We start from the raw sequence: 11,692 nt of genomic DNA, 5'->3' as shown, positions 1-11,692 counted from the left end.
CGGCCGTCAGGCCGGGGCGGGTGAGGGGAGCGACGTCGCCGGACAGCGCTCGGCATCGACGCTGCGCCTGGACCTGAAGCGTTGTCCCCTCTCCCGCCTCACTCTGTTCGGCACCCTCCCCCGCAGAGGGGGGAGGGAGAATTTCCGCGCTACACCGCCTGCCGCGCGGTCTCGGGCATCAGCAGCACCGCGACGAAGCTCATCGCGGCCGCGAGCGCGAGATAGGCCCCCACCCAGGCGATGCCGCCCATCGCCACGAGGCTCTGCGCCAGGTAGGGCGCCGCCGAGGCGCCGATGATGCCCGCGAGGTTGTAGGTCACGGAGGCGCCCGTGTAGCGCACCCGGGTCGGGAACAGCTCCGGCAGCAGCGCGCCCATCGGCCCGAAGATCCAGCCCATCGCGAAGAGGCCGAGGCAGAGGAAGCCGAGCACCAGCGGCCACGACCCCGAGCCCAGCATCGGCCCGAGCAGCAGGCCGAGGAACATCGTGAAGAGCGTGCCCGACATCACCACGGGGCGCCGCCCGAACCGGTCCGCCGCGAGCCCCGAGAGCGGGATCCCGAGCGCCATGAAGCAGACGGCGATGCACTCGAAGAGCAGGAAGGTCGGCCGCGTGTAGCCGAGCGTGGCCGTGCCGTAGCCGAGCGCGAACACGGTCGAGAGGTAGAACACCGCGTAGCAGGCCACCATCGCGAAGGTGCCGAGCAGGGTCGCCCGCGTGTGCTGCGTGACGACGGTGGCGAGCGGCACCTTCTCGGGCTCGGCGCGCGCCAGCGCGGCCTTGAAGGCGGGCGTCTCGGTGAGCGCGAGGCGCACGTAGAGGCCGACGCCGACCAGCACCGCCGAGGCCAGGAACGGCAGGCGCCAGCCCCAGCTCTGGAAGGCCTCGGGGCTCAGCCCGAAGCTCAGCGCCAGGAAGCAGGTGTTGGCCAGGATGAAGCCGACCGGCGCGCCGAGCTGGGGGAAGATGCCGTACCACGCGCGACGCCCCGGCGGCGCGTTCTCGACGGCGAGCAGCGCCGCCCCGCCCCACTCGCCGCCGAAGCCGAGCCCCTGGCCGAAGCGCAGGATGCAGAGCGCGGCCGGCGCCAGCCAGCCCGCGCTGGCGTAGGTCGGCAGGCAGCCGATCAGCACCGTCGAGACGCCCATGATCATCAGCGAGGCCACCAGCGTCGCCTTGCGGCCGATGCGGTCGCCGAAATGCCCGAACAGCGCCGCCCCGATCGGCCGGGCCAGGAAGGCGATGGCGAAGGTGGCGAAGGCCGCCAGCAGCTGCACGCCGGGCTCGCCGGGCGGGAAGAAGACCGGCCCGATCACCAGCGCGGCGGCGGTGGCGTAGATGTAGAAATCGTAGAACTCGATCGCCGTGCCGACGAAGCTCGCCGTGAGGATGCGGCGCGCGGAGGGCTGCGCGGTGGGGCTGGTCTGGAGCATGGGCGCGTATCTTGAGCGGCTTCGCTTGGGTCTCGGCTGTGAGCCCGCCCTAGTCCAGCGGGCGGCGTTTGCCCAGCGCTCGGGCCCTCTTTCGCCGGCCGGGACCGCGCGGCACGTCGGGTGCGGCGGAGCGTAGCAGGGTGGGACCGGACCCGGCCGGGACCGGCGCGCGCCTGCCGGATCTGCCCAAGCGGGTGGCGCGTCGTGCCCGGAGCGGCGCGGGCGACGGCCGGGAATGCCGCTTTTTCGAGCGTGCCCAATCGGACCGCAGGTGCCCCGGAGAGCCGTCCGTGCGCGCGCGCGCGAGCCGAGGCTCAATCCAGGGTTGGCACGGAACCTGCTCACGCTCCCGTGTCCGTCAACGGCGACGGCACCGCCCTCCGCCAGCAACGCCGCTGTCGCGATCCCTCCCGTCCCGCGCCTCAGGGTTGCGGCCGGCGGTGTGCATCGCTGCGCGGGTCGGCGGCCGGCACTCTCTTCCATCGGGGCAGGTTTCATGAAGATCGGCGAGTCGAAGACCCGGCGCAGCGTCCTCAAGGGCGCGGCCGCAGCCCTGTCGCTCACTGCCGCCGCGCGGCTGGCGCTGCCCGGCGGCGCCCACGCGCAAGCGGCGGGGCCGGAGGTGAAGGGAGCCAAGCTCGGCTTCATCGCGCTCACCGACGCGGCGCCGCTCTTCGTCGCCAAGGAGAAGGGCCTCTTCGCCAAGTACGGCGTGCCCGAGACTGAGGTGCTGAAGCAGGCGTCCTGGGGCACCACCCGCGACAACCTCGTGCTCGGCTCTGAGGGCAACGGCATCGACGGCGCCCACATCCTCACGCCGATGCCCTACCTGATCTCGGCCGGCCGCGTGACGCAGAACAACGTGCCGGTGCCGATGTACATCATGGCCCGGCTCAACCTGAACGGGCAGTGCATCTCGGTCGCCAAGGAGCACCTCGACGTCAAGGTCGGGCTCGACACCAAGCCGTTCAAGGCGGCGCTGGAGAAGAAGAAGGCCTCGGGCAAGTCGGTGAAGGCCGCCATGACCTTCCCGGGCGGCACGCACGACCTCTGGATCCGCTACTGGCTCGCCGCCGGCGGCATCGACCCCGACAAGGACATCGAGACCATCGTGGTTCCGCCGCCCCAGATGGTGGCGAACATGAAGGTCGGCACGATGGACTGCTTCTGCGTCTGCGAGCCGTGGAACGAGCAGCTCATTCACCAGGGCATCGGCTACACGGCGATCACCACGGGCGAGCTCTGGAAGGACCATCCCGAGAAGGCCTTCGCGCTGCGCGCCAGCTTCGTGGACAAGTACCCGAACGCCGCCAAGGCCCTGCTGATGGCGGTGATGGAAGCCCAGCAATGGTGCGAGAAGCCGGAGAACCGCGACGAACTCGCGGCGATCGTGGCCAAGCGCCAGTGGATCAACGTACCGGTGGCCGACGTCGTCGATCGCATGAAGGGCAAGTTCGACTACGGCACCGGCCGCGTCGTCGAGAACAGCCCCTTCACCATGAAGTTCTGGGAGGACCACGCCTCCTACCCGTACAAGTCGCACGACCTCTGGTTCCTCACCGAGGACATCCGCTGGGGCAAGTTCGATCCGTCGACCGACACGAAGGCGCTGATCGACAAGGTGAACCGCGAGGACCTCTGGCGCGAGGCCGCCAAGGCGCTCGGCGTCGCCTCCATCCCCACCTCCACCTCCCGCGGCACCGAGACGCTGTTCGACGGCAAGGTCTTCGACCCGGCCGACCCCGCCGCCTACCTCGCCAGCCTCGGCATCAAGAGGATCGCCTGATGGCCGCCACCTCCGCCACCCTGGGCACGGCCGCGCGCGACGCCGCGTCCGTGAAGTCCCGCCGCCTGCCCCGCGTCACGGGCCGGGATCTCCGGGCGCTCGGCGCCCGGGTGATCCCGCCGCTCGTGGTGCTGGCAGCCTTCCTGCTCTTCTGGGAGGTCGCCTGCTCGCGCCCGACCGCCGGCCTGCCCCCGCCCTCGCGGGTGCTCTCGGAGGCCTGGCCGATCATCTCGGACCCGTTCTTCGACAACGGCGGCACCGACAAGGGCCTGTTCTGGCACATCCTCGCCAGCCTCCAGCGCGTCGCGCTCGGCTTCGCCCTCGCGGTCGTGGCCGGCGTGATGCTGGGCACGCTGGTGGGCCAGTCCGAGTGGGCGATGCGCGGGCTCGATCCCGTGTTCCAGGTGCTGCGCACGATCCCGCCGCTCGCCTGGCTGCCGCTCTCGCTCGCCGCCTTCCGGGACGGCCAGCCGTCCGCGATCTTCGTGATCTTCATCACCTCGATCTGGCCGATCATCATCAACACCGCGGTTGGCATCCGCAACATCCCGCAGGACTACCGCAACGTCGCGGCCGTCATCCGGCTGAACCCGCTGGAGTTCTTCTGGAAGATCATGCTGCCCTCGGCCGCGCCCTACATCTTCACGGGCCTGCGCATCGGCGTCGGCCTGTCCTGGCTCGCGATCGTGGCGGCCGAGATGCTGATCGGCGGCGTCGGCATCGGCTTCTTCATCTGGGACGCCTGGAACTCGTCGCACATCTCCGAGATCATCGTCGCGCTCGTCTATGTCGGCGTGATCGGCTTCATCCTCGACCGATTGGTGGCGGCGGCGGGCAGCCTCGTCACCCGCGGCACCAGCGCGGCCTGAGGGAGGCCCGACACATGGCACAAGCCCATCTCGACCTCTCGCAGGTCGGCATCAGCTTCACCCGCGGCGGCAAGACCACGGAGGTCCTGCGCGACGTGAACCTCAAGCTCGACCGGGGCGAGTTCGTCTCGATCATCGGCCATTCGGGCTGCGGCAAGTCCACGGTGCTCAACATCGTGGCGGGCCTGCTCAAGGCCTCGACCGGCTGCGTGCTGCTCGACGGCAAGGAGGTCTCGGCGCCCGGCCCCGAGCGGGCGGTGGTGTTCCAGAACCACTCGCTCCTGCCCTGGCTGACGGTGCGCGAGAACGTGGCGCTCGCCGTCGACAAGGTGCTGGCCGGGAAGAAGTCGCGGGCCGAGCGCGCGGCCTGGGTCGAGCACAACCTCGCGCTGGTCAACATGGTGCACGCGGCCGAGAAGCGCCCGAACGAGATCTCGGGCGGCATGAAGCAGCGCGTCGGCATCGCCCGCGCGCTCGCCATGGAGCCGACCGTGCTGCTGATGGACGAGCCCTTCGGGGCGCTCGACGCCCTGACCCGAGCGCATCTCCAGGATCAGCTCATGGAGATCCAGCTGCGCCTCAGGAACACCGTGATCATGATCACCCACGACGTGGACGAGGCGGTGCTGCTCTCGGACCGCATCGTGATGATGACGAACGGGCCCTCCGCCACGATCGGCGAGATCCTGCCCGTGCCGCTCGCCCGGCCCCGTCGCCGGCTCGAGCTCGTCGAGGACCAGACCTACGTGCATTGCCGGGCGGAGGTGCTGGAATTCCTCTACGCCCGCCACGCGCGGCCGGCGCTGGCGGCGTGACCGCCCAAACCCTCCCCCCCGCAGAGGGGGGAGGGAGAATTACGCTCAATCCTTGAGGTCGGCCGGCACCTTGCCGCCGTTCTCCTCGAGCTTCTTGATGACCTGCTTGTGCAGCCAGACGTTCATCGTGGCCGAGTCGTCCTTGTCGCCGGTGTAGTGCAGCTCATCGGCGAGCTGCTTGCGGGCGGTGAGGCTCGAATCGAGGTCGAGCAGCTTCATCAGATCGACGATCGAGGTGCGCCAGTTCAGCTGCTGAGGGTTCTTGGCGGCCATGCCGTTGAGCACCTGCTCGACATCGACCGTCCCGCCGGCCGGGGCGCCGCCCGCCGGGGCCGAGGCGCCGCCGGAGCCGGTGCTGCCCGTGGTCGCCGTTGAGGTCGGGTTGCTCGACTCCGAGGGGGCGGCCTCCGCGCTGCCGCCGCCGAACGGGTGCAGGATCTTGCTGACGATCTTTCCGAGAAGGCTCATGGCGGAAACTCCTGTCGCGTCGGGATCGGATCTGTCGCGGGACGCCTCGTCCCGCAGCCGCCTGACAACGGGTCGCACCCCCGCGCGTTCCCACACGGCGGCGCCGTTCCGGCGCCGATTCCGTCGTAGGTTCAGCGCCCGCCCTGCAGCGCGAAGCCGAGCAGGCCGAGGCCGGCCAGCAGGCAGATGCCGCTCCAGCGCTCCAAGCTGGCCGCATGGTCTGGGCGGCGCAGGGACAGCGTGGCGAGACCGACGCCGCCGACGAGGCAGGCGAGACTGATCATGGTGAGCATACCGGGAAGACAATTCTGAATTGGCCTGACCGCGTAGAAGAAAGCCCTTCGCATCGATAGTGATGCCCGGGGGCGGAGACGAATTTTGTTGTGAAATCTCGATTTGTTGATCGTGCCGGTTGATCGCGGCCGCGTTTTCGGGCCTCAGCGGTTTGCAGCCGTCCCCGCCTGTGGCATGGGGCGCGCACCCGTCACGATCGGACCTCGCCCATGCGCTCGGCGCTCACCGCCCTGGCCACGCTCGCCGCGGCCGCCCTCTTCTCCGCTCAGGCCCTCGCGCAGAGTGCCGTCCCGGTGCGCATCGGCGTGATCCCGGTGATCGGGGCCGCGCCGGTCTTCGTGGCAGACCGCGAGGGCGGGCTGAAGCAGGCCGGGCTCACCCCCGCCTTCACCACCTTCGAGTCCGGGCCGAACATGATCCAGGCGCTGGCGTCGGGCACCATCGACGTCTACGTCGCGGGCATCGCGCCGCTGGCGGTCGCCCGCTCGAAGGGCATCGATGTGCGGGTGGTGGCCGCCACGGCCGTCGAGGAGATGGTGTTCGTGGCCGGTCCCAAGCTCGCGCCCTTCTTCGCCGCCGACAAGGCCGAGGCTCTGCGCCAGTTCAAGGCCAAGGAGGGGCGCCCCGCCCGCCTCGCCACGCAGCCGCCGGGCTCGGTGCCCAACACCACGCTCCAGCACTGGCTCTGGCAGGTCGCCAAGGCCGACAAGGCCGACGTGCAGGTCGTCGCCATGGGCATCGACGCGACCCAGCAGGCGCTGCTCGCCGGCGCGGTCGACGGCGCCTCGATCCGCGAGCCGGCGCTGACCATCGTCCAGGCCCGCAACCCGGCGATCAAGCTGATCGCCACGGGCGCCGAGATGTTCCCCGACCAGCCGGGCACCGTGGTGGCCGTCTCGGGCGCCTTCGCCGACAAGAACCCGGCCGCGGTGCAGGGGCTGGTGGACGCGCTCGTGAAGGCGACCGCGACCCTCAAGACCGATCCCGACCGCGCGGCGCCCGCCGTCGAGCAGGCGCTCGGCAAGGGCATCACGGACGTCGCCACCATCCGCCGGGCCATCACCTCCCCGGCCGCCAAGTTCACCGCCGACCCGCGCGTGATCGTGGAGGCCACCAAGGCGATGCAGGACTATCAGGTCAGCATCGGCACCCTCGACAAGGCCGTGCCGATCGACGGGCTGTTCGTGCCCTCCTACTACGAGAAGGCGGCGCAGCCGGCCCGATGAACCGCTTCCGCGCGACGCTGCTCGCCGCGGCGGGGCTGGCGGTCTTCCTCGGCATCTGGGAGGCCGCGCCCCGGCTCGGCCTGATCAACGCGGCCTTCCTGCCGCCGCCGAGCACCATTCCGGCCGCCTTCGGCCGGGAGATCGCGCTCGGGGTCTGGACGGAGGCCGTGCTGTCGAGCCTCAGCCACTACGTGGCGGGGCTGGTCTGCGGCGCGGGCGCCGGGATCGGCCTCGGGCTGGTGGCCGGCATGTCGCGCGGCTTCGAGGCGGCGACCGCCTGGGTGGTGCGTCTGCTGCGCCCGATCCCCGGCCTCGCCTGGGTGCCCTTCGCCATCATCTGGTTCGGCGTCGAGCCCTCGGCCGCGGTGTTCATCATCGCGGTCGGCGTGTTCTGGATCGTGTTCTTCGCCACCCAAGGCGCGGTGCGGGGCGTGGACCGTGACCTCGTCGAGGTGGCCCAGGCCTTCGGCTTCCGCGGGCCGTTCCAGCGCCTCGTCAAGATCCTGCTGCCGGCCGCCACCCCCGGCATCCTCGTCGGCCTGCGCACGGCGCTGGGCCAGGCCTGGATGGCGGTGGTGGCCGCCGAGATCTTCGGCGTGCCGGGCGTGGGCCAGCGCATGATGCAGGCCTCCTCGCTCCTCTCCACCGACATCGTCGTGGTCTACATGCTGACCATGGCGGCGCTCTACGGGCTGTTCGACACGGCCTTCGTCGCCCTCCAGGGCTGGCTCCTGCGCTGGCGGGCCTGAGATGCTGGACACCATCATCGACATCCGGGGCCTCAGCCTCGTCTACGGCACGGGCGAGCGCCGCAACGTCGTCCTCGACGCCCTCGACCTCGACGTGGTGCGCGGCGAGGTTCTGGTCATCGTGGGCGAGTCCGGCGTCGGCAAGTCGACCCTCCTGCGGGTGCTGATGGATCTGAGCCGCCCGAGCGGCGGCACGGTGGAGATCCACGCCCGGCCCGATTGCCGCACGCCGATGGCGATGGTGTTCCAGGACGCGCGCCTGCTGCCCTGGCGCCGGGTGATCGACAACGTCGCCTTCGGCCTCGAAGGCTCGGGCCTGTCGCGGGCGCAGCGCCGGGCGCGGGCGCACGCGATGCTGGGGCTGGTCGGCCTCGCCGATTTCGGGGATCGCTGGCCGCACCAGCTCTCCGGCGGCCAGCGCCAGCGCGTCGCGATCGCGCGGGCGCTCGCGGTCGAGCCCGACGTGCTGCTGATGGACGAGCCCTTCTCGGCGCTCGACAGCTTCACCCGCGAGGGGCTGCAGGACGAGTTGCAGCGCATCACCCAGGAGACGGGCAAGACGGTGCTGTTCGTCACCCACGACATCGACGAGGCCGTGACCATCGCCGACCGGGTCGTGGTGATCGCCGGTCCCCCGGGCCGCATCGCCGCGGAGGTCCGGATCGACCTCCCCCGCCCCCGCATCCGCCGCGACGCCGCGCTCCAGGAGATCGCCCGGCAATTGCGGGCGGAGCTGTCCCGGCGCTCGGCCGATCTGTAGGGGAAGGATCTGGAGAGCGGCGCGGCCTCAGAACGTGAAGCCCCGCATCCCCCATGTCACCACCCCGCCCACCAGCACGGCAGCTCCCAGGAAGCGCCGCCACGGGTTGACCCCGCGCACCACCTCGTCGAGCGCCCACCACGCGAGGCTGAGCGCGGCGCCCACCCGGACCAATCGGCCGGGCGTGCCCGCCGGATCGAGGGCGAACCCGACGGCGGTCAGGCCGATGAACAGCCAGAGCGGCAGGTTCGGCCATTGCCCGACCGTGATCCGGCCGTCGGTCCGGCTGCGGAAGGTCCAGTCCAGCGCCTGCCGGAGCGCGCCCATGCTCAGAGGCGCGCCCCGCCGTCGGCCCGACGGATCGGCGCGCAGAGCTCGGGGCTGATCTTGTCGAGGTGCTGGCAGGCGTTGTCGCGGTACCACGTCCGCAAGGCGGGCTGGTTCGGGGCGACGTACATGCCGACGAGCACGAAGCCCGCGCCGACGAGGATGACGAGAAGCAGCAGGTTGCGCATCGGGCGGTCTCCTGGGAAGCCGCGGGCGGGCGGCGCTCACCCAACGCGGCCGGCCCCGAACGGCTCCCGGAGGCCGCCGGGCCGTGCGGCCGCGCACGGTTAATGTTGCGTCCGACGGATCATAACGCATTCACGTTTCGTTAACGGCGAACTGTGGAAACCGTGCCGCAGATCTTAACAGGTCGTGAAACGACTCGCGCAAATGCACGGCCATGCGCGATCGTTAAGCATCGCCGAGAGAGCGCGGCCCAATTCGAGACACCAGAGCCAGTCATGAGCAGATTCGAAGACCTGACATTCCTCGTGACGATGACCCTCGTCGTGCTCTGCGGCAGCGGCCTCGACGCGCTGCTGCGCTGACGCGGGCCGGTCAGGCGCCGCGCAGGAAGGCGCGCGCCAGGGCGTGGGCCGCCGCGCTGGTTCCCGTCCGCGTGTCCCCGCGGCCCGTCAGGTGCGGGACCATCCGGGTCCGGTCCCGCCGGGGGCGTGCGCTCGGCACGAGGCGCGGGTCGGAGCCCGTGCGCAGCACCTTCCTCAGGGCGCGGACGCGGGCCGCCTCCTCGACGCGCAGGCGCCAGAGACCCAGCGCGAGGCCGGCAAGGCCCAGCCCCTCGAGACAGAGCGCGATCTCGTAACCCGGTGCCATCAGCGCGGTGCCATGCCCGTACCCGTTCCGGGGCCGGGTGTGTCGCCGCCATGGTTAGCGGGTCCTTAACGGCGCGTGCACTGCGGCGGGCGCCGGCGGTTCGCGGCTTACAGCCTCTCACGAAACGCCCTCTGCGCCGTCGTGCGCAGAGGGCGGGCTCCCGGTGACCGGGCGTTTCGTGAGGTGCTCTTACCGGGCGCGGTGGCTGCGGCGCTTCTTCATCGTGCGCTTGCGGGGCGCGGGCGCCGGGGCCATCGCCGGATCGGCGGCGCCCGGGGCCATGGCGGGTGCGCCGCCGGGGGCGCCCGAGCGGCGTTCCATGCCGCCGAGCGGGCCGCCGGCCTGCGAGCCGGAGGAATTGTAGGGCGAGCCGCCCTGCGCCAGGGCGGAGCCCGCCAGCAGGGTCAGCGAGGCGGCGAGCAGCAGCGTCGTCTTGGTCATCGGCTCAGACTCCGGGTACGGGACGTGCAGGATCGGGGAACGGGCTTCGCGCCCGGTCCCCCGGAGGAACCCTGTCCTCTCCGGCAAGTTCCGTTCGCGGCCCGCGCGGGCGAAATTGCGCCGCCCGGCGCCGCGGCCTATCTCGACCTGACCCCTCTGCCGACCTCTCGCGCGCCGGAGCCCCGTTGTCCCTCCCCTCGCCCGCCGCCGACGGCACCTACCTCCTCCTGGACGTGGCGGGCACGCCCTGCGCGCTGCCCCGCGCGGCCGCGGGCGAGATCCTGCCCCTGCCCGACCTGTTCCGGCCGCCGGCCTGCGGGGCGTGGCTCGCGGGCTTCCTCAATCTCGGCGGCGAGGCGGTGCCGGTGGTGGATCTCGCCCAGCTCCTCGGCCTGCGCGGCGAGACCCCGGAGCCCGCCCTGCACGCGCACGTCGTGCTCGGGTGCGGGCGGGACGTCGCCTACCTCGTCGACCGCGTCACCGACCTCGTCGCCGTGGCGGCGGACGCGTTCCGGCCGGTCGATCCGGCCCGGAGCCTGAACGGCTGCGTCGCCGCCGCGATCGCGCGGGGCGAGCGCCTCGTCCACGTCCTCGACCCGGCCCGGCTGCTCAGCGCCGAGGAGCGTATGCGGGTCGCGGCCGCCGCCCGCGCGGCGGCCGCGCGCCTCGCCGCCCTACCGGCGGCCTGAGGCCGCGGGACGGCATGCGGCGGCCCGCCGCCATCGATCCCCGGATCAGCCTCGCGGCCGATCCCGCCTATGCCGGCCTCAAGGCGCGCATCATCGCGCGCACGGGCCACCACTACTACGCCGACAAGGACGATCTGCTCTCCGACCGCCTGCGCCGCCGCTTCCGGGCGCTGGGCGTCGCCGATGCCGCCGCCTACGCGGCCCTCTTGGAGCGGTCGCCGGAGGAGTGGACGGCGCTGGAAGCCGAGATCACCATCGGAGAGACCTTCTTCTTCCGCTACGCCGAGCAGTTCGCCGCGCTCCGCGAGACAATCCTGCCGGACCTCCTCGCCGCCCGCGCGGCCGAGCGCTCCCTGCGGATCTGGAGCGCGGGCTGCTCGACCGGGGCCGAGCCCTACTCGCTGGCGATCCTGGTGCACGAGCTGCTGGGGCGGGCGCTGCCCGACTGGCAGGTCACGATCCTCGGCACCGACATCAGCGCGGCCGCACTCGCCACCGCGCGCGCCGCCGCGTACGGGCGCTGGGCCCTGCGCACCTCGCCGCCCGAGGAGCGGATGCGCTACTTCCGCGCCGTGCCGCCCCAGCCCGGCGCGGCGCGCGAGGGCGGCTACGCCCTGCGCGAGACCTACCGCCGGATGGTGCGCTTCGAGCGGCGCAACCTGCTCGAACTCGTCGGGGGCGGGGCACCCCCGCATCTCGACGGCTTCGACCTGATCCTCTGCCGCAACGTGCTGATCTACTTCGAGGCCGAGACCGTGGCGGCGCTGATGCGCGCCTTCGGGGCGCGCCTGCGCGACCGCGGCTGGCTGCTGATCGGCCATGCCGAGCCGAACCCCGCCTTCGCGGGCTGGCTCGACGCGGTGAGCCTGCCCGGCACCGTCGCCTATCGCCGGCCGGGCGAGGCGCCGCCCGCGGAGGCGCGGCCGCCCCGGGCAGCCCCTCCCGGACCCTGGCAGCCCCCGACCCTGCCGGAGCTGCCGCCGGCGCGGCGGGAGCCGATC

At 72.0% G+C, this 11,692-nt stretch carries 15 protein-coding genes; 8 read left to right on the top strand and 7 right to left on the bottom strand.

All coding sequences use genetic code 11. The annotated features are described in order from the left end of the window. Positions 1–149: 149 nt before the first annotated feature. Positions 150–1,433: an MFS transporter gene (locus tag AX737_RS03380; protein WP_066918998.1), complete on the bottom strand. Its 1,284-nt coding sequence runs from the start codon at positions 1,431–1,433 to the stop codon at positions 150–152. A gap of 496 nt (positions 1,434–1,929) precedes the next feature. Here AX737_RS03380 and AX737_RS03375 point away from each other — a divergent pair, with 496 nt between their 5' ends. From AX737_RS03375 to AX737_RS03365, 3 genes are read left to right on the top strand one after another with little or no spacing between them, the layout of a single operon-like run. Continuing rightward, positions 1,930–3,219: a CmpA/NrtA family ABC transporter substrate-binding protein gene (locus tag AX737_RS03375; RefSeq protein ID WP_066918996.1), complete on the top strand. Its 1,290-nt coding sequence runs from the start codon at positions 1,930–1,932 to the stop codon at positions 3,217–3,219. After that, complete coding sequence (ntrB, locus tag AX737_RS03370; RefSeq protein ID WP_066918994.1) at positions 3,219–4,088, top strand: nitrate ABC transporter permease; 870 nt, start codon at positions 3,219–3,221, stop codon at positions 4,086–4,088. Before AX737_RS03375 ends, ntrB begins: the two co-directional genes overlap by 1 nt. A gap of 14 nt (positions 4,089–4,102) precedes the next feature. Then, entirely contained in the window at positions 4,103–4,903 is an 801-nt protein-coding gene (locus tag AX737_RS03365; protein WP_066918992.1) for an ABC transporter ATP-binding protein, read from the top strand. Positions 4,904–4,948: 45 nt separating this feature from the next. Here AX737_RS03365 and AX737_RS03360 read toward each other — a convergent pair whose 3' ends face one another. Then, positions 4,949–5,371 (bottom strand): DUF3597 domain-containing protein, encoded by a 423-nt coding sequence (locus tag AX737_RS03360; protein ID WP_066918990.1) that lies wholly within the window; start codon positions 5,369–5,371, stop codon positions 4,949–4,951. 131 nt (positions 5,372–5,502) lie between these two features. Then, complete coding sequence (locus AX737_RS34040) at positions 5,503–5,664, bottom strand: hypothetical protein (RefSeq protein ID WP_197430438.1); 162 nt, start codon at positions 5,662–5,664, stop codon at positions 5,503–5,505. Between the two features lie 210 nt (positions 5,665–5,874). On the opposite strand from AX737_RS34040, the gene AX737_RS03355 reads away from it, so the two are divergent. Genes AX737_RS03355 through AX737_RS03345 form a run of 3 tightly spaced genes read left to right on the top strand, consistent with a single transcriptional unit; the run spans position 5,875 to position 8,400 of the window. Further along, positions 5,875–6,891 (top strand): ABC transporter substrate-binding protein, encoded by a 1,017-nt coding sequence (locus AX737_RS03355; RefSeq protein ID WP_066918988.1) that lies wholly within the window; start codon positions 5,875–5,877, stop codon positions 6,889–6,891. After that, positions 6,888–7,640, top strand: a complete 753-nt coding sequence (locus AX737_RS03350; RefSeq protein ID WP_066918986.1) for an ABC transporter permease — start codon at positions 6,888–6,890, stop codon at positions 7,638–7,640. The genes AX737_RS03355 and AX737_RS03350 overlap by 4 nt, the downstream gene beginning before the upstream one ends. Before the next feature lies 1 nt (position 7,641). After that, positions 7,642–8,400, top strand: coding sequence for an ABC transporter ATP-binding protein (locus AX737_RS03345; protein ID WP_066918984.1), 759 nt, complete (start codon positions 7,642–7,644; stop codon positions 8,398–8,400). A 27-nt stretch (positions 8,401–8,427) separates the two neighbouring features. Here AX737_RS03345 and AX737_RS03340 read toward each other — a convergent pair whose 3' ends face one another. From AX737_RS03340 to AX737_RS03325, 4 genes are all read right to left on the bottom strand, one after another. Next, the gene (locus AX737_RS03340; protein WP_066918982.1) at positions 8,428–8,727 is read right to left on the bottom strand and encodes a hypothetical protein; all 300 of its coding nucleotides are present in this window, start codon (positions 8,725–8,727) and stop codon (positions 8,428–8,430) included. A 2-nt stretch (positions 8,728–8,729) separates the two neighbouring features. Next, on the bottom strand, positions 8,730–8,915 hold the full coding sequence (locus AX737_RS03335; protein WP_066918980.1) for a hypothetical protein: 186 nt from the start codon (positions 8,913–8,915) through the stop codon (positions 8,730–8,732). Positions 8,916–9,285: 370 nt separating this feature from the next. Further along, the gene (locus AX737_RS03330) at positions 9,286–9,561 is read right to left on the bottom strand and encodes a hypothetical protein (protein ID WP_066918978.1); all 276 of its coding nucleotides are present in this window, start codon (positions 9,559–9,561) and stop codon (positions 9,286–9,288) included. 189 nt (positions 9,562–9,750) lie between these two features. After that, positions 9,751–10,002, bottom strand: coding sequence for a hypothetical protein (locus AX737_RS03325; RefSeq protein ID WP_066918977.1), 252 nt, complete (start codon positions 10,000–10,002; stop codon positions 9,751–9,753). A 185-nt stretch (positions 10,003–10,187) separates the two neighbouring features. On the opposite strand from AX737_RS03325, the gene AX737_RS03320 reads away from it, so the two are divergent. Next, positions 10,188–10,691: a chemotaxis protein CheW gene (locus tag AX737_RS03320; RefSeq protein ID WP_066918975.1), complete on the top strand. Its 504-nt coding sequence runs from the start codon at positions 10,188–10,190 to the stop codon at positions 10,689–10,691. A 14-nt stretch (positions 10,692–10,705) separates the two neighbouring features. After that, on the top strand, positions 10,706–11,692 hold a 987-nt coding region (locus AX737_RS03315; protein ID WP_197430437.1), incomplete at its 3' end, for a protein-glutamate O-methyltransferase CheR.

The sequence above is a fragment of the Methylobacterium sp. CCH5-D2 genome, assembly GCF_001556475.1.
Lineage (GTDB): Bacteria > Pseudomonadota > Alphaproteobacteria > Rhizobiales > Beijerinckiaceae > Methylobacterium > Methylobacterium hispanicum.
This window is presented reverse-complemented; position numbering and strand designations above follow the sequence as displayed.

What these genes read in the sequence shown, in the direction of transcription:
- AX737_RS03335 (WP_066918980.1), bottom strand. Translation starts at nt 8,915, where the DNA reads ATGCGCAACCTGCTGCTTCTCGTCATCCTCGTCGGCGCGGGCTTCGTG.
- AX737_RS03325 (WP_066918977.1), bottom strand. Translation starts at nt 10,002, where the DNA reads ATGACCAAGACGACGCTGCTGCTCGCCGCCTCGCTGACCCTGCTGGCG.
- AX737_RS03330 (WP_066918978.1), bottom strand. Translation starts at nt 9,561, where the DNA reads ATGGCACCGGGTTACGAGATCGCGCTCTGTCTCGAGGGGCTGGGCCTT.
- AX737_RS34040 (WP_197430438.1), bottom strand. Translation starts at nt 5,664, where the DNA reads ATGCTCACCATGATCAGTCTCGCCTGCCTCGTCGGCGGCGTCGGTCTC.
- AX737_RS03350 (WP_066918986.1), top strand. Translation starts at nt 6,888, where the DNA reads ATGAACCGCTTCCGCGCGACGCTGCTCGCCGCGGCGGGGCTGGCGGTC.
- AX737_RS03365 (WP_066918992.1), top strand. Translation starts at nt 4,103, where the DNA reads ATGGCACAAGCCCATCTCGACCTCTCGCAGGTCGGCATCAGCTTCACC.
- AX737_RS03345 (WP_066918984.1), top strand. Translation starts at nt 7,642, where the DNA reads ATGCTGGACACCATCATCGACATCCGGGGCCTCAGCCTCGTCTACGGC.
- AX737_RS03340 (WP_066918982.1), bottom strand. Translation starts at nt 8,727, where the DNA reads ATGGGCGCGCTCCGGCAGGCGCTGGACTGGACCTTCCGCAGCCGGACC.
- AX737_RS03375 (WP_066918996.1), top strand. Translation starts at nt 1,930, where the DNA reads ATGAAGATCGGCGAGTCGAAGACCCGGCGCAGCGTCCTCAAGGGCGCG.
- ntrB (WP_066918994.1), top strand. Translation starts at nt 3,219, where the DNA reads ATGGCCGCCACCTCCGCCACCCTGGGCACGGCCGCGCGCGACGCCGCG.
- AX737_RS03360 (WP_066918990.1), bottom strand. Translation starts at nt 5,371, where the DNA reads ATGAGCCTTCTCGGAAAGATCGTCAGCAAGATCCTGCACCCGTTCGGC.
- AX737_RS03380 (WP_066918998.1), bottom strand. Translation starts at nt 1,433, where the DNA reads ATGCTCCAGACCAGCCCCACCGCGCAGCCCTCCGCGCGCCGCATCCTC.
- AX737_RS03355 (WP_066918988.1), top strand. Translation starts at nt 5,875, where the DNA reads ATGCGCTCGGCGCTCACCGCCCTGGCCACGCTCGCCGCGGCCGCCCTC.